At 67.4% G+C, this 26,193-nt stretch carries 26 protein-coding genes; 18 read left to right on the top strand and 8 right to left on the bottom strand.

The window, feature by feature from the left end; translation table 11 throughout:
• Positions 1-185: 185 nt before the first annotated feature.
• Both VFP86_09380 and VFP86_09375 read right to left on the bottom strand, forming a co-directional pair.
• A complete protein-coding gene (locus VFP86_09380) occupies positions 186-902 on the bottom strand; it encodes an aspartate/glutamate racemase family protein (protein HET8999843.1) in 717 nt (238 codons plus the stop codon).
• 9 nt (positions 903-911) lie between these two features.
• On the bottom strand, positions 912-1,763 hold the full coding sequence (locus VFP86_09375) for a hypothetical protein (GenBank protein ID HET8999842.1): 852 nt from the start codon (positions 1,761-1,763) through the stop codon (positions 912-914).
• A gap of 106 nt (positions 1,764-1,869) precedes the next feature.
• Here VFP86_09375 and VFP86_09370 point away from each other — a divergent pair, with 106 nt between their 5' ends.
• From VFP86_09370 to VFP86_09350, 5 genes are read left to right on the top strand one after another with little or no spacing between them, the layout of a single operon-like run.
• Positions 1,870-2,355: a hypothetical protein gene (locus VFP86_09370; protein ID HET8999841.1), complete on the top strand. Its 486-nt coding sequence runs from the start codon at positions 1,870-1,872 to the stop codon at positions 2,353-2,355.
• Between the two features lie 54 nt (positions 2,356-2,409).
• Positions 2,410-4,089: a signal peptide peptidase SppA gene (gene sppA / locus VFP86_09365; protein HET8999840.1), complete on the top strand. Its 1,680-nt coding sequence runs from the start codon at positions 2,410-2,412 to the stop codon at positions 4,087-4,089.
• Between the two features lie 2 nt (positions 4,090-4,091).
• Positions 4,092-4,880 carry an MBL fold metallo-hydrolase gene (locus tag VFP86_09360; GenBank protein ID HET8999839.1) on the top strand — a complete coding sequence of 263 codons (789 nt, stop codon included), beginning with the start codon at positions 4,092-4,094 and terminating at the stop codon, positions 4,878-4,880.
• A gap of 8 nt (positions 4,881-4,888) precedes the next feature.
• Complete coding sequence (locus VFP86_09355) at positions 4,889-5,260, top strand: cyclophilin-like fold protein (protein ID HET8999838.1); 372 nt, start codon at positions 4,889-4,891, stop codon at positions 5,258-5,260.
• 12 nt (positions 5,261-5,272) lie between these two features.
• A complete protein-coding gene (locus VFP86_09350) occupies positions 5,273-6,640 on the top strand; it encodes a glycerate kinase (protein ID HET8999837.1) in 1,368 nt (455 codons plus the stop codon).
• Positions 6,641-6,648: 8 nt separating this feature from the next.
• On the opposite strand, the gene VFP86_09345 is transcribed toward VFP86_09350, so the two are convergent.
• Genes VFP86_09345 through VFP86_09325 form a run of 5 tightly spaced genes read right to left on the bottom strand, consistent with a single transcriptional unit; the run spans position 6,649 to position 11,227 of the window.
• Positions 6,649-7,359 carry an ABC transporter ATP-binding protein gene (locus VFP86_09345; protein ID HET8999836.1) on the bottom strand — a complete coding sequence of 237 codons (711 nt, stop codon included), beginning with the start codon at positions 7,357-7,359 and terminating at the stop codon, positions 6,649-6,651.
• Positions 7,360-7,362: 3 nt separating this feature from the next.
• Entirely contained in the window at positions 7,363-8,094 is a 732-nt protein-coding gene (locus VFP86_09340; GenBank protein ID HET8999835.1) for an ABC transporter ATP-binding protein, read from the bottom strand.
• Entirely contained in the window at positions 8,091-9,071 is a 981-nt protein-coding gene (locus VFP86_09335; protein HET8999834.1) for a branched-chain amino acid ABC transporter permease, read from the bottom strand. Before VFP86_09335 ends, VFP86_09340 begins: the two co-directional genes overlap by 4 nt.
• Before the next feature lie 13 nt (positions 9,072-9,084).
• Positions 9,085-9,966: a branched-chain amino acid ABC transporter permease gene (locus VFP86_09330; GenBank protein ID HET8999833.1), complete on the bottom strand. Its 882-nt coding sequence runs from the start codon at positions 9,964-9,966 to the stop codon at positions 9,085-9,087.
• A 28-nt stretch (positions 9,967-9,994) separates the two neighbouring features.
• The gene (locus tag VFP86_09325) at positions 9,995-11,227 is read right to left on the bottom strand and encodes an amino acid ABC transporter substrate-binding protein (protein ID HET8999832.1); all 1,233 of its coding nucleotides are present in this window, start codon (positions 11,225-11,227) and stop codon (positions 9,995-9,997) included.
• Positions 11,228-11,473: 246 nt separating this feature from the next.
• Between VFP86_09325 and glgA the strand changes: the two genes are divergently transcribed.
• The 7 genes from glgA to VFP86_09290 all read left to right on the top strand — a co-directional run bounded on the left by glgA (position 11,474) and on the right by VFP86_09290 (position 19,700).
• Positions 11,474-12,970 carry a glycogen synthase GlgA gene (glgA, locus tag VFP86_09320; protein HET8999831.1) on the top strand — a complete coding sequence of 499 codons (1,497 nt, stop codon included), beginning with the start codon at positions 11,474-11,476 and terminating at the stop codon, positions 12,968-12,970.
• Between the two features lie 56 nt (positions 12,971-13,026).
• On the top strand, positions 13,027-14,061 hold the full coding sequence (locus VFP86_09315; GenBank protein HET8999830.1) for a DUF4931 domain-containing protein: 1,035 nt from the start codon (positions 13,027-13,029) through the stop codon (positions 14,059-14,061).
• Positions 14,062-14,235: 174 nt separating this feature from the next.
• A complete protein-coding gene (locus tag VFP86_09310; GenBank protein ID HET8999829.1) occupies positions 14,236-15,837 on the top strand; it encodes an ABC transporter substrate-binding protein in 1,602 nt (533 codons plus the stop codon).
• 57 nt (positions 15,838-15,894) lie between these two features.
• The gene (locus VFP86_09305) at positions 15,895-16,818 is read left to right on the top strand and encodes an ABC transporter permease (protein ID HET8999828.1); all 924 of its coding nucleotides are present in this window, start codon (positions 15,895-15,897) and stop codon (positions 16,816-16,818) included.
• Positions 16,811-17,689: an ABC transporter permease gene (locus VFP86_09300; protein ID HET8999827.1), complete on the top strand. Its 879-nt coding sequence runs from the start codon at positions 16,811-16,813 to the stop codon at positions 17,687-17,689. The genes VFP86_09305 and VFP86_09300 overlap by 8 nt, the downstream gene beginning before the upstream one ends.
• A 329-nt stretch (positions 17,690-18,018) precedes the next feature.
• Positions 18,019-18,780 carry a creatininase family protein gene (locus tag VFP86_09295; protein ID HET8999826.1) on the top strand — a complete coding sequence of 254 codons (762 nt, stop codon included), beginning with the start codon at positions 18,019-18,021 and terminating at the stop codon, positions 18,778-18,780.
• A 38-nt stretch (positions 18,781-18,818) separates the two neighbouring features.
• Entirely contained in the window at positions 18,819-19,700 is an 882-nt protein-coding gene (locus VFP86_09290; GenBank protein HET8999825.1) for an NAD(P)-dependent oxidoreductase, read from the top strand.
• A gap of 65 nt (positions 19,701-19,765) precedes the next feature.
• On the opposite strand, the gene VFP86_09285 is transcribed toward VFP86_09290, so the two are convergent.
• Positions 19,766-20,851: a hypothetical protein gene (locus VFP86_09285; GenBank protein HET8999824.1), complete on the bottom strand. Its 1,086-nt coding sequence runs from the start codon at positions 20,849-20,851 to the stop codon at positions 19,766-19,768.
• Between the two features lie 183 nt (positions 20,852-21,034).
• On the opposite strand from VFP86_09285, the gene VFP86_09280 reads away from it, so the two are divergent.
• Genes VFP86_09280 through VFP86_09255 form a run of 6 tightly spaced genes read left to right on the top strand, consistent with a single transcriptional unit; the run spans position 21,035 to position 26,094 of the window.
• On the top strand, positions 21,035-21,889 hold the full coding sequence (locus VFP86_09280; GenBank protein HET8999823.1) for an ABC transporter ATP-binding protein: 855 nt from the start codon (positions 21,035-21,037) through the stop codon (positions 21,887-21,889).
• On the top strand, positions 21,886-22,650 hold the full coding sequence (locus tag VFP86_09275) for an ABC transporter permease (GenBank protein ID HET8999822.1): 765 nt from the start codon (positions 21,886-21,888) through the stop codon (positions 22,648-22,650). Before VFP86_09280 ends, VFP86_09275 begins: the two co-directional genes overlap by 4 nt.
• A 35-nt stretch (positions 22,651-22,685) precedes the next feature.
• Positions 22,686-23,726 carry an ABC transporter substrate-binding protein gene (locus VFP86_09270; GenBank protein HET8999821.1) on the top strand — a complete coding sequence of 347 codons (1,041 nt, stop codon included), beginning with the start codon at positions 22,686-22,688 and terminating at the stop codon, positions 23,724-23,726.
• The gene (locus VFP86_09265; protein HET8999820.1) at positions 23,717-25,030 is read left to right on the top strand and encodes a M24 family metallopeptidase; all 1,314 of its coding nucleotides are present in this window, start codon (positions 23,717-23,719) and stop codon (positions 25,028-25,030) included. Before VFP86_09270 ends, VFP86_09265 begins: the two co-directional genes overlap by 10 nt.
• 6 nt (positions 25,031-25,036) lie before the next feature.
• Positions 25,037-25,771, top strand: a complete 735-nt coding sequence (locus tag VFP86_09260; GenBank protein ID HET8999819.1) for a class II aldolase/adducin family protein — start codon at positions 25,037-25,039, stop codon at positions 25,769-25,771.
• A 32-nt stretch (positions 25,772-25,803) separates the two neighbouring features.
• On the top strand, positions 25,804-26,094 hold the full coding sequence (locus VFP86_09255; protein HET8999818.1) for a DUF2277 domain-containing protein: 291 nt from the start codon (positions 25,804-25,806) through the stop codon (positions 26,092-26,094).
• Positions 26,095-26,193 lie beyond the last annotated feature (99 nt).

Genomic DNA, 26,193 nt, shown 5'->3' with positions numbered 1-26,193 from the left:
CACGCTCCTATCGTGATGAGACTGCCCCCTCGGGATCTGGGGAATTCTCTTCCGCTACGACCTTCCCCACTCTATATAGTCTTTATACCCCGCGTTGATTTCTCTAGCGTTCGCGGAGGCCGAGAAATTCCCATCGCTGCCGGCGCCGACGATGAGCAGGTCGGCCGAATCCACGGCCGGGTGAATCAGTACACCGGAGGGACGAGTGCGGCGTACACCATGCGCATCAAGGTGGTGATGTCGAACACCGGCAACCCCGTCGCCTCCCGGATCGCCGCCGCGTACGGGGGCATGTTGGTGCACTCGAGCACGATCGCGCCCACCTCGGGATGGCGCTCCACCATCTCCCGAGCCGCCTCGACGTTCTCCCTCCGCGCGGCGTCGACGTCGAGCTCGAGTTCGTTATCGAGCAGCACCGGCGTAAACGCCTGCCCGCGCTCGAGTCCCCAGATCACCACGGGAACGTCCTCAGCGATCCCCGCACCGGCCAGATGCCGGGGGCCGAGGGCGCGGCCCTCGACGGTCAGGATACCGACCGCGCGGTCGGGCGCGAGCATGCGGGACACCAGCGGAACCAATTGGAGCGCCGAGGAAAACACCGGAACCCGCACCGATTCCGCGAGCTGGCGCTGAAACATCGCGAGAAATCCACACGAGGTGGTGATCGCGAGCACGCCGGCGGCCTCGAGCGTCCGTGCCCCCTGGATGAACCCATCGAGGAGGGCGGGATCGCTTTCGCGCACCACACGCGACGGGGACGCGTTGCGGACTTTGTGATAGAGGACCGGGAACGGAAACGTCCCCGCGTGCCCGATGTCGCCCGGGATTCTCGGAAAGGCCGTGTCGAGAACGAGTACACCGATGGGGTGGCCGTAGAGGTTCCGACCGCCGCGGACCTTCATGGCGCCGTCTCACCGCCGACGCCGGGTAAAGGACCGGCGCCCGGCCGTCGGCTTTGTATTCGCAGATCCGGAATTGATTCCCTCCGGTCCGTGAGCGTGTGCCGGGCCCCCCCTACGGTCGAAGATCACCAACGCGAGCGCGGCGCGGCCGCCGTCGTCGCGGACGATCCCAAACCGGGTAAACCACCACACCGGACTCGACCCGGTCGCCACCTCCTCCACCCCGTGGTGGGGCCGGCCGGTCCGGAGGGTCGCGTCGAGCCTCGAGCGATCCCGCCAGACTTCGTCGGCACTCGCGCCGAGGACCACGGTGGCCGGATACGCGGCATCCGGTGACGCCGCACGCCACGCGAGCCGGATCCCTGCGGGGTCTTGCCGCCACAACAGCGCAAAGCCGGCCCAGGTTCCGGTCAGCAGCCACTGCCGGATGGTGAGGCGGATCGGCGCGGAGAACCGGCGGGCGAGGTCCCTCAGGCCGTCCATGGTCAGGTCGGTACGGGCGGCGATCGGCCGGAATACGCGCGCAGGAAGGAGGAGCTCGGCCGCACCGACCTCGGCCAGTTCGTTCGTGTCCGCGTCGCCCGCGCCGGGCGGCAGCAGCGTGCGCGCCACGGCGAGGGCGACGAGCCCGTTCCACTGCGGCGTGTGAGGCGGGATGCGGCCGTCGACGGCGAGGACTGCGCGGCCGCGGGCCTGCGTGATCAGCGCCGCAGGTTCCCGGGGGAGGTCGACGGGGCGGATCTCCCCGATGCCGCAGCGATGCGCGGCACGCTCCAGGGCAACCGGAGGGCGCGCGAGACCGAACGTCGCACTTGCCGCGCGCGCGCGGCGCAAGACCTGAGCCGTATGCCGCGGGTGCATGGGTTCTCAGTTCGGGCCGCATTCGAGCCGGCCCTCCGCTCGGCCGCCGGAGGACCGATCCGGGCGGCGGCGAAACACGACCGCACATCACCGGGAGGTTCCATCGATGCGCAAGGGAGTGCTGGGGTTCTGGATCGGTGTGGCGCTCACCTACCTCATCTTCACGCTCACGGCCTCCTCCTCGACGCTGGATGTCGATCTGGTCCCCGGCGAGGCCAACGGCATTGTCGTTGCGGAGCGCGTGGACCAAGGGCCCCTGAGCCGGCTGCTCAACCCCGGGATCGCCACCATCGGAACGCTCCGGCTGACGAAGCGCACCTGGGGTCTGGTCACGACGTATGGACAGGAACTCGGCGTCACCGCGGTCCGCCTCGCCCAGCAGGCCGGCACCCAGATCTCCGTCAAGGTCACCCTGGCGATCCCCGGAGCGCTCGTCGGCACGAACGCCACCGGTCGGGACGGCGGTACCTTGGTCTGGACCGAGATCCCGCCCGATGCCCCGCTGTGGGTGCGCACGCGGGCGATCAACTGGCCGGTGGCGGTCTTCGCCGCAGCCGCGATCGCGCTGTCCTTGTGGGGACGAATCGGCTGAGCGGCGCGTCCTGGTCCAGGGACTGCATCGCCATGGCGCGAAAGTAACGGGGCGATGCGCTTCCTCATCCGCGCCACCGATCTCCTCTATGACCTCTACATCTTCCTTCGCAATCTCGTCATCTCGCTCTTCGGTCCCCGGCCGGTGTACGTGCTGCTGGAACTCTCGGGGCCGTATCCGGAGCACCGTGCGCGCCGGCGATGGAGGATTCAATCGCCGCAGAGCCTCGACGACCTCCGCGATCAGCTCGACCTGATCGCGGCGAACGAGCATGCCGCGGGCGTCGTGATCACGGCGCACGCCCTGGAGACCGGCTTCGCGACGATCCAGGGCATCCGGACGGCGCTCCAAGCGTTCAGGAACCGCGGCAAGCGGGTCATCGCCTATCTCCCCCAGGCCAACACGCGCCTGTACTATCTGGCGAGCGCCGCCGACACGATCGTGATGCCGGAGGCGGGCATCCTCGACCTCGTGGGCCTGCAGGTGGGCGTGACGTTCCTCAAGGAGGCCCTGGATCGGATCGGCGTCGTCGGTGAGTTCGCGCAGATCGCCGAGTACAAAGGGGCGGCGGAGCCGTTCACCCGGCGGACGATGTCGGAGCCGATGCGGGACAGCCTCAACGCGATCCTCGACTCGGTCTTCGAGGACGTGCTCACCCACATCGCGGCCGCGCGCAGGCTCGACCCGCCCGCCCTCCGCGTGCTGATGGATCAGGCGCCGCTCAGCGCGCGGGAGGCTCTCGAGGCGGGGCTCCTTGACGCGGTCTGTTTCGAAGACGAGCTCCCCCGCTTCCTTCACCTGAAGCGGCAGCGGGTGCCGGTGATCCTCCCGTGGCCGCTCGCGCGCAAACGCCTGAGGAAGCCGTTTAGATGGCGGACGCCGGGGCAGGCCATCGCCCTCATCGGCGTGCGGGGTGCGATCCACATGGGCGAGAGCCGGACCCCGCCTCCGCTCCCGATCCCCGTCCTGGGCGGCGCGTCCACCGGACACGCCACCGTGGCCCGCGCTTTACGCGCGGTGGAGCGCAACCCGCTGTTTGGCGCGATCATCCTCTCCATTGATTCTCCGGGCGGCTCGGCCCTTGCCTCAGAACTCATCTGGCGCGAAGTCGACCGGGTGAAGCGGGTGAAACCGATCGTCGCCTACATGAGCAACGTCGCCGGATCCGGGGGCTACTACGTGGCGGCCGGCTGCACCCGGATCGTCGCCCAGTCCGCCACCCTCACCGGCTCGATCGGCGTGGTCTCGGGCAAGTTCACCGTCCGCGGCCTCGCCGCGCGCGTGGGCATCAGCCGGGAGACGCTCGTGCGAGGAGAGGCCGCCGCGATGACCTCACCGTTCACGCCGTTCTCCCCCGAGGAGCGGCGCCGCCTCCACAAGCAGATGGACGAGATCTACAACCGGTTCGTGCATCGGGTGGCCGCCGGCAGGCAGCTGGCCCGCGAGGACGTGGCGGCCGCCGCCCGCGGGCGCGTCTGGACGGGCCGTCAGGCGCTGGAGCTCGGGCTCATCGACCGCCTCGGAGACTTTTCCGCCGCGGTGATCGCCGCCAAAGAGTTGATGGGGGTTCCCGCATCGCGCGGGGTCGCTGTGGTCCAGATCCGCCCCCCGCGGAACGTCCCGGTGCGAGGACCGGGACTGCTCGCGGAACTCGGAGACCTCTGGACGGGCCTCACCACGCTCCTCGAGGAGCGTGTGCTCACCCTGATGCCGTGGGAGATCTGGCTCAGGTGAGCATGTTCCCCCAGGCGCCTCGCGCCGTGGTGCTGGCCAGCGGCAGCGCCGGCAACGTGCTGCTGCTCGAGGCGGGCCCGACCCGGATCCTGGTCGATGCGGGGCTCTCGGCCGAGGCGATCGAGCGCGGCCTCGGCGAAATCGGGGTCGACCCGCACGGACTCGCGGCGATCCTGCTCACCCACGAGCACGAGGATCACGCCCGCGCCGCGGGCCCTCTCGGCCGGGCGTTTGGCATACGCGTGATGGCCACCGCGGCCACGGTCGCCGCGGCCGGCGCGAGCCTGACCGGCGCCACGATCACGCCCTTCGACACCGCCCGGCCGTTTCAAGTCGGACCGTTCGAGGTGACCGCGTTCCCCGTCTCACACGACGCGGCGGACCCCGTGGGGTTCGCGTTCCAGGTCGGCCGGCATCGGATCGCGGTCGCGACCGACTTGGGCAGCGCCGGCGAGACCCTCGATCCGTACCTGTCGAGGGCCGATCTGGTGATCCTGGAATCCAACTATGATCTGCCCCTGCTCAACGTCAGCGCGTATCCGTGGTTCCTGAAGAACAGGATCCTGGGTCCCAAGGGGCACCTCAGCAACGATGACGCCGCCCGCGCGCTGGCACGCACGGCGGTGGAGCGAACCCGGACGGTGTGCCTGGCGCATTTGAGCGAGGTGAACAACCTGGCGGCGCTCGCCCGCGACACAGCCCGGGCCGCGATCGCGCGGCGCGGGGGTTCCGCGACCCGCGTGATCGCCGTGCCTCCGAACGGCCGGATGGGCGCGATCGTCCTCGAATAGGAGGGACTATGCGGAAGGTTCGCATCACCGCGGCGAACGTCACCTGCGAGGCGACGCTCAACAGCAGCCGGACCGCAAGCGCGATCTGGGACGCGCTGCCCATCGAAGGGCGGGGCAGCACGTGGGGAGATGAGGTCTACTTCTCCATTCCGGTGACCTGTGCGCCGGAGTTCCCCCGCGAGGTCGTGGAGATAGGCGATCTCGGCTACTGGCCGCCCGGGACCGCATTCTGCATCTTCTTCGGGCCGACGCCGGCGAGCCGCGGCTCGGAGATCCGGCCCGCAAGCCCGGTCAACGTCTTTGGCCGGGTCGACGGCGATCCGGCGGTCTTCAAGGCGGTCCGCGGCTCGAGCAACGTGAAGGTCGAACGGGTGGGCTGATCCCGGATCCCGATGCGCATCGACGATGCCTTGACCCTGGTCCCGGGGACGACCGGGCTCCGGCGCGCGGCGACCCAGATTCTCGGCGGCGCGCTCGGCGCCGTCGATGCGTACGGCGCGACGGCGCGCGCGGTCACACTCGACGGCGACACGCTCGTGGTGGATGGCCACCTGTTCCCGCTCGTGCCGGGAGGGCGCGTGATTGTGGTCGGGGCCGGCAAGGCGTGCGCCCCCATGGCCCGGGCGGTGGAGGACATCCTCGGGGACCGGGTCACCGCCGGGCTCGTCGTCGTGAAGACGGGCTACACAGTCTCCCTCAAACGTATTGCCCTGGTCGAAGCCGGCCATCCCCTCCCGGATACCGCGGGAGAGGCGGCGGCGGCGGAGACCCTCTCGCTCGTCTCGGGGCTGAGCCGCCAGGACCTGGTCGTCTGCCTGATCTCCGGCGGCGGATCGGCCCTGCTCCCCCTCCCTCGAGAAGGTTTGATGCTCGAGGACAAGATCGCCGCCACCGACCTCCTGCTTCGCTCCGGGGCGGACATCACAGAGATCAACATCGTTCGCAAGCATCTCTCCCGGATCAAGGGCGGACAGCTGGCACGAGCCGCGTCGCCGGCGCGGCTCGTCACCGTGCTCATCTCGGATATCGTCGGCAGCCCGATCGACGCAATCGCATCCGGGCCGACCACCCCGGACCCGACGACGTTTGCGGACGCGCTGGCTGTCCTCGAGAAGTACCGCCTCGGCGAGCGCGTCCCGCCTGCCGTCCTCGCTACGTTGCGGCAGGGCGCGGCGGGGAACCTTACCGAGACACCTAAGCCGGGAGACCCGGCGTTCGCCAACGCTGCCACCACCGTCATCGCCGACAACGCTCTCGCCGCCCGCGCGGCGGTCGCCGAGGCCGGGCGCCTCGGGTTCCATGCCCGATTACTCTCTACCTATATAGAAGGCGAAGCCCGAGAGGTGGGGCGGCTGTTGGCCGCGATCGGACGCGAGATCACGGCCACCGGGCACCCGATCGCTCCTCCGGCGTGCCTCGTGTGTGGGGGCGAGACGACCGTGACGGTGACCGGCCCCGGTCGAGGCGGGCGGAACCAGGAACTCGCGCTCAGCGCGGGACGCGCGCTGGCCGGGCTTCCCGCTGTGCTCCTCGTGAGCTTCGCGACGGACGGCACGGACGGGCCCACCGACGCGGCCGGGGGAGTGTCGGATGGGACGGCGTGGGCCCGGGCGCGCGCGAAGGGACTCGATCCGATCCGGCATCTCACCGACAACGACGCGTATCCCCTTCTCGACGCCGTCGGCGACTTGATTCGAGTTGGGCCGACCAACACCAACGTCAACGACCTGATGCTGATTCTCTGCGGTGAACCGCAGTAGGGACGGGCCTACAGGCCGAGATAGGCGCGCTTGATCTCGGGATCCTCCAGCAGATCCCGGGCGGACCCGCACCGGACGATCCGCCCGGTCTCCAGCACGTACCCGCGGTGGGCGATCTCAAGGGCCTGACGCACGTTCTGCTCGACAAGGAGCACGGTCACCCCACGGGCGTTGATCTCGGTGATGATCCTGAAGACTTCCCGCACGAGGATCGGCGCGAGCCCCAGCGACGGCTCGTCCAACATGAGGAGCCTGGGGCGGCTCATGAGCCCCCGGCCGATCGCCAGCATCTGCTGCTCCCCGCCGGAGAGCGTGCCGGCCAGCTGATCCCGCCGTTCGTTGAGACGGGGGAAGAGCGAGAACACCCAGGCCATCGCCTCGTGCCGCTGGGCGCGCAGGTGCCGAGGGTAGGCACCCAGCTCGAGGTTCTCGAGGACCGTCATCCGCGGCCAGAGGCGCCGCCCCTCGGGAATCTGCACGAGGCCCGCCTGCACGATGCGGGGGGGCGGGAGCCGGTCGATGCGCTGGCCGGCAAAGGTGACCATCCCGGCCCGGGGCCGCATCAGCCCGGAGAGCACGCGCATCGTTGTGGTCTTCCCCGCGCCGTTCGCCCCGAGCAGGGTGACGATCTCGCCCTCGTCGACCTCGAGGGATACATCCCAAAGGGCGCGCACCTGGCCGTACGCGGCGACGATCGAGGCCACCTCGAGGACGGCCACGTCCTACCCCTCGAGCCGCTGCCCCAGGTACGCCTCGATCACCTGGGGGAGGTTGGCCACGTCGGTGGGCGGCCCGTCGGCGATGAGCTGCCCGTAGTTCAACACCAGCACTCGATCGGAGAGCGCCATCACCGCCCGCATGACGTGCTCGATCATTACGATCGTGACCCCGCGAGACCTAATCTGCCGGACGAGATGGACCGCCCGCTCGGATTCCGAGGGGTTGAGTCCGGCCAGGACCTCGTCGAGGAGGAGCACGGCCGGCCGGGTGGCCAACGCGCGGGCGATCTCCAGGCGCTTGCGTTCGGCGAGGGTCAGGACGGACGCCGGAAGGTCGCGTCGGGCGGACAGTCCAGTGAACTCCAAGACGTCCAGCGCCTCGGCCCGAGCCGTGTTCGTGATCCGGCCTCCGCTGCCAAACGCCGCGGAGACCATCACGTTTTCCAGCACCGTGAGGTCGAGAAACGGCCGGACGATCTGATGCGTGAGGCACACGCCGAGCCGGCAGACCGCGTGCGGGCTCAAGCCGGTGATGTCCCGGTCTCCAAATCGCACGCGGCCCGCCGTCGGGCGCATGCCGCCGCTGATGATCCGGAACAGCGTGGTCTTGCCCGCCCCGTTCGGGCCGATCAGGCCGGTAATCTGGCCTGCCACGACCTCCATCGAGACGTCTTGGACGGCCTGCAGCCCACCGAACCGTTTGGTCACGTGGCCGAGCGTCAGCGCGGGCCTCATGCCGGCCGCTCCGCCCCCGCGCCGGCGGGACGCGCGCCCGCGGGAGTCACCGGGGTGCGGGGCCGGCGCAGTCTGGCGGCCAGCCCCACCAACCCGTTCGGCTCGAAGAGCAGGATCACGATCAAGAGCGCCCCGTACACCAAGAGGTGGAAGGTCGGATAGCGCGTCTGCAGGTAGTCCTGGACCGCGTAAAAGACCACGGCGCCCACCACGGGACCCCACACGGTGCCGATGCCTCCGATCAGCGCGATCAGCACCAGGCTGATGCTTTGTGTAAAGCTGAAGACGGTGTCCGGGTGAACGTACTGCAAATACGTCGCGTACAAGCCGCCGCACGCCCCGACGATGAATGCGCTCACGATGTGCGCCAGATTTTTGAAGAGCGCGGTCGGCACCCCGAGCCCCTCAGCCGCCTCGAGGTCCATGCGGAGGGCCAGGAGCCCCAGCCCAAACTGGGATCGGCGGATCACGGCGGCCGCCGCGATGGCCGCGGCCGCGAACAGCAGGGCCACCAGATAGAACCAGCTCTTCGACGGAACGGACGTGGGAAGGTTCAACCCCGACGCGCCACCGGTGACCCGGTCCAGATTCAGCATCAGGATGCGCATCGCTTCGCCGACGCCGATCGTGGCGATGGAAAAGTAGGGGCCGACCAGCCGAAGCGTCGGCACGCCCACGACGAGTGAGAACGCAGCTGCGATCACCCCGGCCACCGGGTAGGTGAGGACGGGCGGCCATCCCCCGAGCCAGAGCAGCGCGGTCGTGTACGCGCCGAGGCCGAAGAACGCGGCGTACCCGAAGGACACGTAGCCGGCGTACCCGCCGAGGATATTCCAGGCCACGCCCTGGGCGACGAAGAGGAACGTCAGGAACCCCAGGTTGATGAGCGTGATGTTCCGGGGGGCGAGGACCGGGACCAACGCGAGCATGACCCCAACGACCAGCGCCGGAACGACGGCGATGCGGGCGCGCGGCATCACGGGTGGATGGTCAGGACCGCCGCTGGAGGAACTGCCCGATCCCGCCGGGCATCACGACGAGCGCCACGACGAGGAGGGCGTACGCGATCACGTTTTGCAGGCTGGCCCGCATGAACAACACCGCATACGACTCGGTGAACGCGAGGACCGCCGCCCCTACCGTCACACCGGCGAGGTTCTCCAGTCCGCCCAGCACGATGATCGTGAAGCTCTTGAGCTGAAACGATCCGCCGAAATCCGGATTGAAGCTGAAGAGGAGCGTGAGCAGGCTCCCCGCGAAGCCGGCGAACGCCGTCCCCAGCCCGAACGCCATCGCGCTGATCTGCTCGGTGTCGATGCCCACGAGCAGCCCAGCCGTCGGATCCTGGACGGTGGCGCGGAGCGCCTTGCCGATGAAGGTGTGGCCCAGGGCAAAGTGGAGGATGCTGAGCACCGCGAGCGCCACGGCGAACACAATCAGCCGCGTCACCGGGATGCGAAACCCAAAGAGGGTCAGCGCCTTGTACGTGTACGAGGTGATGATCGACTGATCTTCGCCTCCCCAGATCGCCACGGCGAGGTTTTGGATCACCAACCACAGGCCAAAGAGCAGCAGCAGCGAGGCGATCGGCAGCGCCGTCGCGACGCGGCGGACCAGAATCCGATAGACCACCCACCCGGCCACGAAGAACACCGGGAGGTTGACGAACGCCCCCGCGACCGGATCGAGATGCCACCACTGGAAGTACACGAGGGTCATGAATGCGCCCAGCATCAGAAACCCCGCGTGGCTGAGGTTGATGACCTTCATGACCCCGTAAATGATCGCGAGGCCGTACGACATAATGGCGTACAGCCCCGCGGTCAACAGCGCAGCGATGCCGATCGAGATCAAGTTCTGGGCCGAGAACACCTCCGCCTGATCCCGCCTGACCCTCCCGCTACTGCACGTGAGGCATCGGGAGGCTGGGGTCCCGCGCTTCAGGCAGCTTCTTGGGCCAGACGATTCGCACGGTGTTGCCCGGCGTGTTTTGCACCATTACGTACGGCGCGATGATCTGGCCGTCGGGCGCAAAGCGGATCACGCCGCCGGGCAGCAGCGAGTTCCGCATCACGAGCTTGGAGAGGACATCGCGCACCACCGGTCCGTTGAGGCTCTTGGCCTCGCGGATCGCCTGGAAGAGCACCCGGGCGGTGTCGTACGAGAGGGCTTGGAACCAATCGGGTATCTGATGGTACTGCTGCATGTATTTCTCGGTAAAGAGCTGCGAGGCCGGGTCCTTGAGCGCGGGGGTCCACCACACCGCGGCGACGAGGTAATCGGCGCCCGGTCCGAGCGCCTGCCGGCCCCGCTGGTCCGGTCCCCGGCCGCCGTAGGTGACGAACTGGTGGTAGAGGCCGAGCTGCAGATACTGGCGGTGCATCGTGATGAAATCGGGCAGGTGGGCGTCGGAGAGAAACGCCTGCGCGTTGGACGCCTTCACCTGCTGGAGGAGCGGGCTGAAGTCGCTCCCGTTCAGCTGGAACGGCTGGTTCAGCACGATCTTGAACAGGTCCGGGTGCTTCTGCGCTTCCTCGACCAAGGCCGTCTCATAGTCTTTTCCGTGGTCCGTGTTCTCCCACACGAGCGCGATCGTGAGCGGCTTCGGCAGCTTCCCCGCCGACTGCTGGGCGCTGATAAAGTCCGCGGTGAACTTGCCCATGTTGTAGATGCTGGCCAGGGTGCCAAACACGTACTTGTAGCCGCGCTTGAAGATCTCCGAGGCCGCCCCGCCGCCCTCGACGTACGGAATCTTGTACTGATCGGGGACGACTTCTTGCGCCTCGACCAGGGACGTGTCGTAGCCTCCGAGGAGGAAGTTGACGTGCTGGTCGGTGACCAGTTTTTCCACGAGGCTCCGGGAGCGCGTCGCGTCACTGCCGTCGTCCAGGATCGTCAGGCTGACCGTGTACTTCTGGCCGCCGACGTCGAGCCCGCCGGCCTTGTTGATCTCGTCGATCGCCATCGTGTAGCCTTGCTTGAAGTACTGCCCCGAGGCGACGAACGGCCCGGTGAGCGGCAGGACCGCTCCGATCTTGATCTCGGACGGAGCGGGCTGCCCGGTCGTCACCAGGCCCAGGAGCAGCGCGGGCACGATGACTACTGCAAACATCGCCCTCGTGTATGACCGCATGCACATCCCTCCCTGATGACGCCCTGGTGTGACGACGGTCGCCCGGTATGTTCCGGCCACACCCGAGGACCTCCTGCACCAGCACCTGATCCCCAAACGAAGGGTTCAGGGCGGCGGTATCCCTCCTTCGAACGGATGAAGCGCGGGCGAGGTTCCACGCGAACGTATGAAGGACCCGTTTCGCTCATGGCGAACACCGGGCGTCGTGGGAATTGACCTCGTGCGTCGCATCTTTGCCCCGCGCCCATGAGCGATCGCCTGCGGGTGTGCGTCTGCACCTCCGAGGCGGTGCCGTTCGCCAAAACGGGCGGCCTGGCCGATGTGGCGGGAGCGCTCCCACGGGCCCTCGCGGATGCGGGGTGCGACGTCCGCGTCGCGCTTCCGGCGTATCAATCGATCAATCGCGACCGATTCGCCTTCCGGCCGATCGGGGAGGCGGCGGTGCCCCTCGGAACCGCCCGGGTACCGGTTCAGTTTTTCGAATCACGGCTGCCGGGGAGCGCCGTGCCCGTGCATCTCGTCGCCAGCAACCGGTACTTCGACCGTCCGGGGCTCTACGGTGAGGGCGGGCACGACTATCCGGACAATCTCGAGCGGTTCACGGCATTCTGCCGAGGCACGCTCGCCTTGTTGCGGCACATCGGCTGGTCGCCCCAGGTCCTGCACTGCCAGGACTGGCAGACCGCGCTGCTCCCTGTCTGGCTTCGTGTGGAACCGCGCGACGCGGTGACCGCGAATACCGGCACCCTCTTCACCGTACACAACCTCGCCTACCAAGGCCTGTTCCCGCCCGAGCAGCTGCCCGTCACGGGCCTGACCGCAGACATGTTCACCCCGGCCGGGATCGAGTTCTACGGGAAGATCAACCTCCTCAAGGGCGGGCTCGTCTTCGCCGATCTCCTCAGCACAGTCAGCGCACAATATGCGCGCGAGATCCAGACCGAGGAGTTCGGCTGCGGTCTCGAGGGCGTGCTCCGCAACCGCGCGGGCTCGCTCGTTGGGATCTTGAACGGGGTCGACTACGCCGCATGGGATCCGGCGACCGACCGGTTGATCCCGGCCACCTACACGCCCGAGGACCTCACGGGCAAAGCCGCGTGCAAGGAGCAGCTGCAGCGGGCGTTGGGGCTGGCCCCCGAGCCGCGCGCGCCGCTCATCGGCATGATCACCCGGCTCGCGGACCAGAAAGGCCTCGACCTGGTCTCGGCGATCATCGAGACGCTGATGGACATGGGCGCGCAGTTCGCCCTCCTCGGCACCGGGGACCCGGCCTATCACACGCGATTTCAGGAGATCGGGGAGCGGTATCGAGGACGCGCGGCGGTGACCCTGGGGTTTGACGAGACCCTCGCGCACCGCATCGAAGCCGGCGCCGACATCTTCCTCATGCCGTCCCGTTACGAACCGTCCGGGCTCAACCAGCTCTACAGCCTCCGGTACGGCACCGTTCCGGTGGTGCGGAAGACCGGCGGGCTCGCCGATACGATCGTCGACGCCACCCCCGACGCCCGCGCGCGCGGGATCGCGAACGGGTTTGTGTTCGAGGGGTATTCATCCGACGCACTCCTCGGCGCCGTCACGAGAGCCCTCGTGACATTCCGGAAGCCGGAGGTCTGGCGGCGGCTTCAGGCCGTGGGGATGCGCCAGGATTTCTCGTGGGGCAGGTCGGCGGACCGATACGTCGCGGCGTACCGCCGGGTCGTCGCGGCGCGGGCCGGAGCCGGGGTTCCGTCAAGAGTCTAGAACTCATCGGGGAAGTGCACCTAGGATGAGGAACGGCGAAAGGACGTGGTGGCGCAGTGCCTGAGCTACGGAAGGACCCGATTACCCGCCGGTGGGTAATCATTGCCACGGAGCGCGCGGCGCGCCCGACCGATTTCCCGCCCGGGGAGCCGCTGCAAAACCACTCCGCGTCCTGTCCGTTCTGCGAAGGACAGGAGGGGCGGACGCCACCGGAGATCGCCGCGGTCCGGCGTCCCGGGACGGCTCCCAACTCACCCGGGTGGGAAGTCCGCGTCGTCGCCAATAAATTTCCGGCGCTGCGCATCGAGGGGACGGCGCAGGTGGCCGTCGACGGCCTCTTCGAGACGATGGGCGGCTTGGGCGCCCACGAGGTCATCATCGAGACCCCTCAACACGCGCTCCACCCCGCCACCATGCTTCCGGCGCAGATCCGCACGGCGTTCTGGATGTACCGGGAACGATATCGCGACCTCGACCGAGACGACCGCTTCAAGTACCTCCTGTTGTTTCGGAACCACGGGCGGCCGGCGGGGGCCTCGCTGAGCCATCCCCACTCCCAATTGATCGCGCTGCCGATCGTGCCGAAGCGGGCAACGGAAGAGCTCGAAGGCGCCCAGGCGCACTTCGCCCGCGAAGGACGCTGCGTGTACTGCGACGTGCTCAAGCAGGAAGCGGAGGGGCGGTTCCGCGTCGTGTGGGAGAACGACGAATTCCTCTCGTTCGCCCCATTTGCCGCCTGGTGCCCATTTGAATGCTGGGTCGTGCCAAAGCGTCACGAGGCCAGCTTCGGCAACATCGGTAACGATCAGATCGCTGCCCTCGCCGACATCATGCACCAGACGCTGGGACGCCTGTACCAATGCCTCAGCAACCCCCCATACAACTACATTATCCACACCGCCCCGTACGATACCAAGGTCGGCCATTTCTATCACTGGCACATCGAGATCATCCCGCGCCTCTCCCAGGTGGCCGGGTTCGAGTGGGGGTCGGGCTTTTACATCAACACCGTCCCTCCGGAGGACGCGGCCCGGTATCTGCGCGAAGCGGTCTTCCCCGTCCCCGCGACCCAGCCGGCGCCGACCGAGTAACCCGAGCCCGGAACCAGGGGCCTGGCCGTTTTCGCCGAATCCCAAAGTGGGGTCCTGCGACCCCGCGCCGGAGCACGCGGTCGCCACATCTCGATCACAGCGTGAACTCGCCGCATTTGCCTATCCATCCAAAGGGCCGGTGCGTCCTATGCGCATTCAGGGGAGGGATGTGTGATGCGAACTGAACCACGCGCGTGGTGGGCGGCGGCCGTCGCCGTTCTCGTGCTGGCGCTGGCCGGCACGGGGGCGGGAGCCGCACCAACCCCCGGCAGCACCCTCACGGTGGGGTTGGACCAGGAGCCGCCGACGATCGACCCCCACGCCTCACCCTCGGCGGTGACGTACCAGATCACCTCGAGTGTCATGGAGAACCTCATGTACCAGGGGACAGACGGCAAGGTCGTGCCCTGGCTGGCCACCGCCTACAAGGTGTCCCCGGATGGGAAGTCCTACACCTTCACCCTCCGGAAGGACGTCAAGTTCAGCGACGGGGCACCGCTCAACGCCGCGGCGGTCAAGTGGAACTTCGACCGGATCGTCGACCCCAACTTCAAAGCGGGCGGGGCGCTGCTCGCGCTGATCGGATACGCGGGCTCCAAAGTGATCGATGATTACACGGTTCAAGTAAGCTTCAAGGAAGCCAACGCGCCATTCCTGGTCTATGCGAGCGGCGGAACCCTCGCGCTGATCTCGCCGAAGACCACGCCAACGCAGGGCGACGCGGTCAACCAGAAACCGGTGGGCAGCGGGGCGTTTCTCGTGACCGAGTACTCGCAGAAGGATCACATCACGATCGCCCGCAACCCCGACTACAACCGCAAGGCGCCCTGGAGCGATCGCCAGGGGCCACCCCCCCTCGATCGGATCGTGTTCAAGATCATCCCCGAGCCGGGGACCCGGACGGCGACAGTCGAATCTGGGGAAACGCAGATGGTCAGCACCATAAACTTTCCGGCGCCGGCCCTCGCACGGCTAGAAAAGGACAAGAACTTCAGGGTAGAGCGCACTCCCTACCCGGGGGCGCCGCGGATCTGGGTGCTGAACGTCACGATCCCACCGACCAACGACCTCAAGGTGCGCCAGGCGCTGAACTATGGGGTGAACCGGGCGGCGTTCATCGAGTCCGTCTATAAGGGCCTCGGCAAGGCGGCCTGCGCCCCTGTCACCCAGGCGATGCTGCCCGCTCCGGCGTTGTGCGCACAGTATGCGTACAATCCCCAGAAAGCCGCCCAGCTCCTCGACGAGGCCGGCTGGAAGTTGGGGCCCAACAACGTCCGGATGAAGGACGGCAAGCCGCTCACGATCCTGATCAACTCGATCAACTACGGCGCCGGCAACCTGCCGGAGATCGAGCTGCTGCAGGGGCAGCTGCTCCAGTTGGGCGTCGATGCGAGGATCAAGAGCCAGGCCAGGCCGCCGTGGTACGAGGACAATTACCACTGCGCCACCAACGGACCTGTGCTGTTCCTTCGATCCGTCGACTGGGACAACGTGATGTACGGACTATTCTCCTCGGCGACCGTGCACAGCAACTTCAACTGGGCATGCTACTCGAACGCCGACGTGGACAAGCTGATCACCGAGGGCAAGGTGGAGTTTGACCCCGCGAAGCGGCGGGCGATCTATCTGCGGATCGAGAAAATCCTCGTCGATCAGGCGGTCACCGTGCCCCTGGTGGATGAGCTCTCGGTCTGGATCATGCGGGGGAACGTCAAGGGCACCGCCTACAACTACTCCGCGTATCCCATCCTGACCGACGTGTCCCTCGCGAAGTAATCGCCCGGCCGGGGCCGGTCTCACCGGCCCCGGCCCCGTCTTCTCCAGAGGCAGGCCGTGACCCGATATATATCCGCGAGGCTTCTCGTCACCGTCCCTGTCGTCTTCGGCGTCACCCTCGCCGTGTTCTCGATGCTGTTCCTCATCCCGGGCGACCCGGTCAAGATGATGTTGAGCGAGTTCGTCACAAATCCGGAGCAGATCGCGAGGATGCGCGCCCAGTTGCATCTCAACGAGCCGTTCGCCGTGCAGTACGGCCGGTTCGTCTGGAACGCCGCGCACGGTAATCTGGGAGACTCGATTCGCGACCGGCGTCCGGTGACTACCGAGATCATCGAAGTCGCACCGTCCACCATGCAGTTGGCGATCGCAGCCCTTCTCCTGAGCAGTGCCGTCGGGATGACGTTGGGCATCGTCGCCGCGGTCCGCCAGAACTCGTGGATGGATCTCGGCTCGATGCTGGTGGCTCTCGTGGGCGTCTCGATGCCCTCGTTCTGGCTTGGCCTGCTCTTGATCTTCGCCTTCTCCCTGCACCTCGGGTGGCTGCCCGCCACAGGCGGGGGCGGGCTCGATCACCTCCCGCTGCCGGCCCTCGCCCTCGGCCTGGGCGCCGCGGCGATCATCGCCCGGCTCACCCGCTCGAGCATGCTCGAGGTGCTGCGGATGGAGTACATGACCACCGCGCGGGCGAAGGGGCTGGCGAGCCCGGGGGTCGTGCTGCGCCACGGCCTCAAGAACGCGCTCATCCCGATCATCACGATCTTCGGGCTGCAGTTCGGCCAGTTACTCGCCGGGACGGTCTTCATTGAAACCGTGTTCGGCCGGCCCGGGATCGGCCGGCTCCTCGTCGGCGCGATCCTGAACAAAGACTTTCCGCTGGTGCAGGGCATCGTGCTCTTCGTGGCGTTGGGATATGTGCTGATCAACCTCGCGGTGGACGTGATCTACGCCGCGGTCGATCCGCGGATTCGCTATGGCTGAGATGGCCGTTCCGATCGCCCCGCGGGCACCTCGCTCCTCGTGGGCGCGCATGCTGCCGAGTGTGCGCCGGCATAGGGGGGCCATGGCGGGGATGGGCATCGTCATGGTGCTCATCCTCATCGCGTTCGGTCAGAGCGTGCTCGCGCCCCAAAGCGCCACCAAGATCGACATCGCGGCTGCACTTCGCGCGCCCGACAAAGTCCACTGGATGGGCACGGATCAGTACGGCCGGGATGTCTACAGCCGGGTCATCCACGGATCCAGCATTTCGCTCACCATCGGCTTCATCTCGGTCGGGATCGCCGCGACCGCGGGGACCGCCGTCGGCCTCGTGGCCGGGTTCTACGGAGGGAGGGTGGACGGACTCCTCATGCGGCTCATCGACGTCATGCTGGCGTTCCCGGGCGTTCTGCTGGCGCTGGCGATCGTCAGCGTGCTCGGGCCCAGCCTGCGCAACCTCATGATCGCGGTCGGCATCTCTGCGATCCCGTTCTACGCGCGCCTCGTCCGAGGATCGGTGCTCATCGCCAAAGAACAGCTGTACGTCGAAGCCGCCCGGGTCGTCGGCGTGCCGATCTCGACCATCCTCATCCGGCACATCCTCCCGAACGTCGTGGCGCCGATCATCGTCGCGGCGACTCTGGGGATGGGCACCGCGATCCTGGCCGCGGCCGGCCTCTCGTTCATCGGCCTGGGGAGCCAGCCGCCCACCCCCGAGTGGGGCCGGATGCTGAGCGAGGGCCGGGACTACCTCCGGGACGGATGGTGGATCTCGACGTTTCCCGGGATCGCGATCATGCTCACGGTCCTGGGCGTCAATATCCTCGGCGACGGCCTCCGGGACGTCCTCGACCCCAGACTGCGAATCTGAGGGACCGCCATCACCTCGGGCCGCGATCGCGGCCCGAGACCAACTTTCTGAGTCGCTTTTCCATCTTGGCGACTTGGGTTCTGGCTCTCTCTTCCGCCTCGGACAGAGGCCGGCCCCGCACCGGTGGATTCGCCGGGCGCTGCTGATCCACGTTCGGTGCCGGACGCTGAATCCGTCTCGTCTTTTTTCTGCGCGACGCCACGATGAGGAATCACCTCCGATGGGGCGCCAGGTCGCGGGAGTCCGCGCCGTTCGCCACGAAGTTCGCTTGGGAAGGTTCGTGCGCCTGCCATTCGGGACCTGAGCCGCAAAGAGGAGGTCACAGACCAATGAAAGACACGGTGCTGATCGAGGAAATGACCTGGCCCGAGGTGACCGACGCGATCGCCTCGGGAAAGCGACGCGTCATCGTCATGTTGGGGGCGATGGAACAGCACGGTCCCCACCTGCCGATCGGCACGGATACGTACCTCGGTTACGCGACCGGTGAGCGCCTGGCCCGGCGGTTGGGGGACGCTCTCGTCGCGCCAGTGGTATCCCTCGGGTACTCGGTCGGGCACCTCCCGATGGCCGGCACGGTGAGCATCGAGGAATCGACCCTGGAAGCCATCATCGTCGACGTGTGCCGATCGCTGGCGCACCACGGGTTCCGCGAGATCATCCTCCTCTGCAGCCACGGGGGCAACTACCGCGCGATCCGGAGCGTGCTCGCGCGGCTGCGCGAGGAGCACCGGGACATTCGGATCTCGACGATCACCGATTTCGACGAGTGGCTGGAGAGCACCAAGAAGTTTGCCGCCCGCGAGGGGCTGGATATGGCCCGGCTGGGGGTGCACGCGGCCCAGGGCGAGACGTCGCTCATGCTGGCGCACCGCCCGGAGCTCGTGCAGATGGCCAAGGCGTGCGAGGGGTTTGTCGGCGACGCGTCGATCCGCTGGCGTTCCAAGGTACCGCCGCCGATGGACACGATGAGCCCCACCGGGATCTTGGGGGATGCGCGCGGCTCCACCGCGGAACTGGGCGAGAAGATGTTCAACGAGCGGATCGAGCGCGTGGCCCGGATGATCGAAGAAGGCGTTCTCGCGGGCTGACCCGCGCCGCCGAGGACGGACCGAGAGGAGCGGAGGCCGTGAGCACGCTGGGATTCGTGGGGCTCGGCTCCATGGGAAGCGGCATGGTCGGGCGGCTCCTTGCGGCGAAGCGCAAGGTCGTGGGCTACAACCGGACGCGGGCCAAAGCCCAGCCCCTACTCGACCGCGGGATGACGTGGGCGGAGACGCCGCGGGCGGTCGCCGAGGCCGCCGACGTGGTGTTCACGATGGTGAGGGACACTCCGGCGCTTCACGCCGTGACGGAGGGGCCCGACGGGATCCTGGCGGGTCTCGGCCCCGGCAAGATCTACGTCGACATGAGCACCGTCAGCCCGGCGGCGAGCAAGCACCTCGCGGCGCGGGTCGCCGAGCGTGGGGGGAAGATGCTCGACGCCCCCGTGTCGGGCAGCACCGTCAGCCTCCGGGAAGGGAAGCTGACGTTCATGGTGGGCGGAGAGCGGGCGACGTGCGATGCGGTCACGCCGATCCTGCTGGACATCGGCCCCAAGGTCACTTACGTCGGCGGTCACGGCCAGGGGGCGCTCATGAAGATCGCGACCAACCTGAACCTCACAGCGCAGATGCTGGCCTTCAGCGAGGGCGTGCTCTTGGCCGAGAAGGGCGGGATCCGGCGCGAGACCGCGGTCGAGGTCCTCCTGAACAGCGCCCTCGCCTCGCCGATGCTCCGGTACCGCGGTCCGTTCGTGCTCCGGGACCCGGAAGAGGTCCTCTTCGACGTGAACATGATGCAGAAGGACATGCTGCTGGCGCTGGAGATGGGCCGGGCGCTCGACGTCGCCCTGCCCACCACCTCGCTCGGAAACGAGTTCCTGACGGCCGCGCGGGCGATGGGGCTCGAGCACAAGGACTGCGCTGCGGTATTCGAGGCGCTGGCCCGGCTCGCCGGCCTCCCGCGGTAGCCCTCGTCCCGCGGACACACCAACCGGGCCGGCGGCTCGATGCCACCGGCCCGGCCCCGACCCGGTTACTTCGGGATCTCAGGCAACCAGAACGCCATGAGCCCGGCGCTGTTCGGGCGCTGGTCCAAGGTGTAGATCACGTGGTTCGTCTCGTCGAAGGCGACGGCGTGGCTCCCCACCGCCGTCGGCAGGTTGGCGAGCCAGCGGACCGGCGACCCGCCGAAGACCGCGAGGGCTGCTCCCTTGGGAAAGTTGGACGCCGCGAAGAACCACAGGTTCGTCTTTGGACTGTAGAATGCCATATCCCCAGCACCGGCTTGGTCAAACTTCGCGATGACCGCGTGCGTCTTCAAGTCCCACAGCACTGTGATCGGGGTTTTCTTGTTCGAGCATCCCAGCAGAGCCTGGTTTGTCCTCGGATTGATCGCCAGGCCGTTCGGGTCGCAGTCGGCCCCGACATTGTGCTTCCCGACCAGCGCGTCCGTCACCGGATCGAATTGGTAGACGGCGTTCTGGTCGGAACTCGTCATGTACATCATGCCGTCGGCCGCGTTGTAGCGCGGCTGCTCGAGACCCTCTCCGAGATTCTTGAACTGCTTGATAATCGTGTTCTTGACGGCATCGACCGAGGTGACCAATCCGTCGTCGCTGTTGGCCGCGTAGAGCTTCTTGTCTTTGGCGTCATAGTCCATTTCATCCACCCGCTTCTTGCCACCGGACGACAGGCGGGCGATCACGGTGTTACGGGTGGAGGAGGCGGGGTTGATGTCGATGATAGCGATGTTGCTGTCGTTGGTCCCGGCGAACACCTTGTTCACATTCTTGGCCAATGACACACCGTTCGGTGGACTCCCGGTCGCGATTGTCTGAAGATACTTGGCCGAGGGGGTGGAGATGTCGAAGATGTCCACGCCCCCGGTCGTCCGGTCGGCCACGTACATCAAGTGGGCGGCCTGGTCGATCTCGATGATGTCGAAGGATCCCGTCTTCCCCTTGGCGGGCGGAATGTCCACGTTCGGGAGCGGCAGCGCAACGTCGGCCCCGATGACGGGCAGGCCGAGCAGGAACACCGCGATGACGCCCGCCGCCGCGGAGAGCAGGGAGCGGGCGCGGTGCGCACGCACGGACAGAGACTGCCTGACTGACTCCATACCGACCTCCTCACGCAACGGTCCCGGGTCTCCGGGGCGTCCACGCGCAGATCGCCTCCGCGCGCACGGCCCGGGCTCGGACCCTTTCTCCACGGATCGTCAAACCGCCTGCGCCGGCGGCGCCCTCCCAGAGCGAACGGCGCACGGGGCGGCGTACAGGAGCGGGGCGCGCGGCGCGCGAACGTGCAACGTACGCACATGATACAGGATCAAGCCCGCCTAGACCCCGCGGCCGTCCCCGGCCAAGCGGCCGTCCCCGCCGGGCCCCGGATCGCCGTGGAGCGGGTGTGCAAGAGTTTCCGGCAGGGCGCGGGGGCGGCGCTCCAGGAGTGCACGCTGGAGGTCCGTCCAAACGAAGTGCTCTGCGTGATCGGGCCGAGCGGGTGCGGGAAGACGACGCTCCTCCGAATCATCGACGGGCTCAGCCGCCCCGACAGCGGGCGGGTGCTCGTCGACGGGACGGAGATCGTCGCCCCCAGGCGGGACGTCGCCATGGTCTTTCAGCATTTCGGGCTGTTCCCCTGGAAAACCGTGTATGACAATGTGGCCTATGGGTTGCGCGTGCGGAAGCGGCTCGATCAGGAGAGCCGGGCGACCGTCGCGCGCTGTATCGAGCTGGTCGGCCTCACGGGCTTCGAGCGACACTACCCCTATCAGCTGTCGGGCGGGATGCAGCAGCGCGTGGGGCTGGCCCGCGCCTTTGCGGTGAACCCCGGCGCGCTCCTGATGGACGAGCCGTTCGGCGCCCTCGACGCGCAGACGCGCGAGGTGATGCAGGAGGAGCTGCTTCGGCTCTGGCGGATCCAGCGGAAAACCCTGGTGTTCGTCACCCACAGCATCGATGAAGCGATCATCCTGGGAGACCGTGTCGCCCTGATGACGCAGCGGCCCGGCCGCATCAAAGAACTCCTCGACGTGGACATCCCGCGGCCGCGCGATCCCGAGGCCGTGCGCGCGTCTCCCCGGTACGCGGTCCTTCGCCGCTATATCTGGAACCAGTTGAGGCCGGAAGTGACGGCGGGCTCGGCGCCATCATGAGGGGGGTGGTCTCTCCCGCGGTGATCCGAGTCGCGTCCGTCCTCGTCGGGCTGGCAGCCTGGGAGATCTACGGCCGCACGATCCATACGGTCATCTTCGCGTATCCGTCACAGATCGCGAGAGCGTTCGTCGAACTCGCGCGCACCGGGGAGCTGTGGTTCTACCTCCAGGGCAGCCTCGTGGTCCTGGCGCTCGGGCTGGGGCTCGCGATCGCGATCGGGATCCCGCTCGGCATCGTCATGGGCAGGCGGGCCGCGGTCGAGTACGCGCTGGAGCCATACATCAACGCCCTGTACTCGACGCCGACGGTGGCCCTGATCCCGCTGATCGTCCTGTGGGCGGGGTTTCAGGTGAAGGCCAAGGTGATCCTCGTCTTCCTCTTCTGCGTCTTTCCCATCTTGATCAACACCTTCCAGGGGGTCAAGAACACCGATGCCAAGCTGCTCGAGGTCGCCCGTTCCTTCTCCGCCGGCGAATGGTCGATGTGGCGCGACCTCATGGTGCCGTCCGCCGCGCCGTACATCCTCGCAGGGATCCGGCTCGGCATCGGGCGGGGACTGGTCGGGATGATCGTCGCCGAGTTCTACACGGCGATCACCGGCTTGGGGTACATGATCGTGCAGTACGCCAACAACTTCCGCACGGACCGCCTGTTTGTGCCGATCGTGGTGCTGATGGTCCTCGGGATCGGCCTGACGAGCCTGCTGCGAAGAATCGAGCGGTCGCTCGCGCCGTGGCTGCACGTGGCCCAGCACGAGTAACCGGCACACACGACATTCCGGGAGGGGCAGCGCACATGTCGAGAACGTGGATGGGGCATCTGATCGCCGTGATCGCTATCGCCGCCATGATCGCCGGGCTCGGCGGGATGGCGGCCGCGCAGCCGAAGTTGCGGGTGTTGGGCCTGGCGATGCCGACGACCCCGCCCAATCTTGTCCACATCCCGCCGTGGGTGGCCCTGGATGCGGGGATCTTCGCCAAGTACGGCATCGAGGTCAAGATCTTTACGTTCGAAGGCGGCGTGGCTGCGCTCCGCGCCCTCATCGGCGGACGCGGCGAGGTTCAGCTCGCGGCCCCCGGCGTCCCCCCGTTCATCGCGGCGGCCGCGCGCGGAGGGGACTTTAAGGCCGTGGCGACGTACGCCACGAAACACCCCGTGGCGATGGTGGCCCAGGCCGAGATCAAGCGGTGCGAAGACCTGCGCGGGAAAAAGATCGGGACGCCCGGCGGTGTCGGGGCCTATGCCGAGACCATGGCCAGGGCGGTGATGCAGACCTGCGGCCTCACGCCGCGGGACGTCCAGTATGTCAGCATCGCGACGGGCTCGCGGGTCCCCGCTCTCGCGACCGGCCAGGTGGATGCGTTCGTCATCCACGTCGACCAGGTGTTTGAGGCGGCGAAAGTCAAACCCTCGCTGCACGTCCTGGCCTACCTCTCCGACGTGCTTCCCAAAGGGTGGTACGCCGCCTACGTGACCACCGGCGACGTGATGCGGGGTGACCCCAAGCTGCTGCAGGATGCCGTGTCGGCGTTGGTGGAGGCCAACCGGTTCATCTACAAGAACCGTGACCGCACGGTCGAGATCGGCGTCAAGTACACGAAGTTCGACCGGGATATTGTCGGACGCACCTACGATGTGCTGGCGGCGCGGGGCATCTGGCCGGTGAACGAGGGACTGCAGAAGAGCGTGGTCGAGGCCGGCCTGGACGAGGAGACCCGGATCGGCACGATCACGCCCGATATCAAGCCGACCTACGATCAGGTCGTGCAGTTGGGCTTCATCACCGCGACGATGACGAAGCTGGGCCGGTGGACCGGGGATGCGCGGTGGCAGTGATCAACGACTCGGGAGGCGCGGGAGTGCAGGACGCCGGCTTTGACGCCATCCGATCCACGCTCGACCAGGGCGCGACGTTTGCCCGGATGCGGGGCACCCCGTACTACGAAGATGCCGTGTATGAGCGGTTCTCCGAGGGTGAGTACCGCCGCCGGTACGAGCGGACCCGGGCCAAGATGGACCGGATGGGGCTCGACGGCCTGATCGTCTGCGGCGGGCCGAATCACTGGTCCTACGGAAGCGGGCTGTTCTGGCTGACCAATCACCGGGAATGGCACGCGCTCACGCTCTACCTGCTCGTCCCCCGCGAGGGCGACCCTACGCTGCTGTATGGGATGGGCGGCACGCACATCGAGGCGATTCGCCGCGCCGTCGCGGTGAAGGACGTGCGGCCGGCCGGGCGGGGGCAGTTCGCCCAGATCCTCGTGGAGCGGATCCGGGAGTTACAGCTCGAGGAGGGACGGCTGGGCATCACGGTGATCGATCCCCGGTACGGCGACTACCTGCCGGTGAACCAGTACCGAACGCTGACCGAGGCGCTCCCGGCGGCGCGGATGGAGTTCGTCGGCGACTTCTTCCACGAGTTCCTGGTCATGAAGAGCGCCGAGGAACTGGAGCGGGTTCGCCGGGCGGGCGACCTGTGCGCAGCCGCGACCCTCGCGATGGTCGAGGCGGCGCGGCCGGGGGTGCCGGAGTACGCCCTCAAGGCCGCCGCGGCTCACGCGATCCTCGCAGGGGGCGGGGAGATCGACTTCCTGATCATCGGGTCGACGCCCATGGATCGCCCGCGGATGGTCTTCGGGAGCCCACGCCCGTCCGCCCGCCGGCTGCAGCGAGGAGATCTTGTCCTCAACGAACTCGCGGCAGGCTATGAGGGATATACGGCTCAAGTGGGAGTGCCCATTTGCGTCGGTGCTCCGACGGATCAGGTGCGGCGGATGTTCGACGAGGTCGTGCTCCCTGGGTTCAATCTGCTGGCGGCGGAGCTCCGCCCCGGCAATTCGTTTGAGGGGCTGCGCGAGAAGGCACAGTTCTTCCGCCAAAAGGGGTACCAATCGCGCCCCACGATCCTGCATGGCCTGGACCTGGTCAGCCACGCCCCGGACGTCTCGGTCGAGGCCGTTCACGCCGATCCGGAGGACAAGGTCATGAAGCCCGGAATGACCCTGATGCTCGAGCCCAACCCGATCACCCCGGATGGATTGCTGGGGCTCTTCTTCGGCCACACGTTCATCATCACAGATTCGGGCAACGAGCGATTGGGGACTCAGGTGCCGCTCGACCTGATGGTTGCCGAAGCGTAGACGGACGTGCGGGCCGAGGCGATCGAGCGGAGGTTGCGCGAGCAGGTCGCCGCGTGCACGCTGCTCCTCAACGATTTGGGGATCTTGGGGTACAGCGGCCACCTCGCCGCCCGGTTGCCTGGACGGGAAGCGCTCCTGGTTCAATCCTTCGACCAGAGCCGTGCCGATCTGGGACCCGACGACTTGCTGATCTGCGACTTCGACGGCTCGGTAGAGACCGGCCCCGCGGGGCTGCGGCCGCCCGCGGAAGTTCATCTGCACTGCGAGATCTTTCGTGCCCGCGGTGACGTGCACGCGGTCGCGCATTTCCACGATGACGTCGCGACCGTGTTTACCCTGGTCGACGGCATCCCGCTCAGACCCATCAAGAACCACGCGGCGCGGTGGGCGGACGGCATCCCGATCCATCCCGACCCGAGCCATGTCAGCACTCCGGCGCGGGGCCGCGCCGCGGCGGCGTCTCTCGGGCAGCATCACGCCATGCTGCTGCGGGCCCACGGCCAGGTGGTCACGGCGGAGTCGGTGCCGGCCGTATTGGTCGATTGCGTGCATTTCGTCGAGAATGCCGAGGCGATGTACCGGGCCGCCGCGCTCGGGCCGGTCGTTCCGTTGAGTAGGGATGAGATCGCCGGCTTCCTGCGGGCATTCGACCGGAACCGCCACGTCGCCAAGTTGTGGGCCTATTACGTTGGCCGGGGCCGGGCGAGCGGTCTGCTGCAGGCCGTGTGGGCGGTGTCCTAGCGGACCGGCCTATTCGAGGAGGAGCAGCTCCAATGTGCAGGAACATCAGAACGCTCTTCAATTACCATCCACCCGCCACGGTCGAGGAAATTCGGGCCGCGGCGCTTCAGTACGTGAGAAAAATCAGCGGGTTTTCGAAACCGTCGAAGGCAAACGAAGGCGCGTTCCAGGCTGCAGTGGACGAAATCGCCGGCGTTTCGACTCGCCTGCTCTGTTCGCTCGACACCAACGCGCCGGCGAAGAACCGAGAAGAGGAGGCGGCAAAAGCGAAAGCTCGGGCCGCGGAGAGATTCGGCGCTGCGACCTCTTCTAATAAGAACTAAGAGCAATCGGTTCGCCGCGTTGGGGCTGTGACGCTGCCAACCCGTTGATGCACTAACCTACCGCGAACCTCCAGCGCACCGGCTGGATCGAATCGGCGT

This window comes from bacterium (assembly GCA_035703895.1).
GTDB lineage: Bacteria > Sysuimicrobiota > Sysuimicrobiia > Sysuimicrobiales > Segetimicrobiaceae > Segetimicrobium.
The sequence above is the reverse complement of the archived record's forward strand: the minus strand, read 5'-3'. Positions and strand labels throughout refer to the sequence as shown.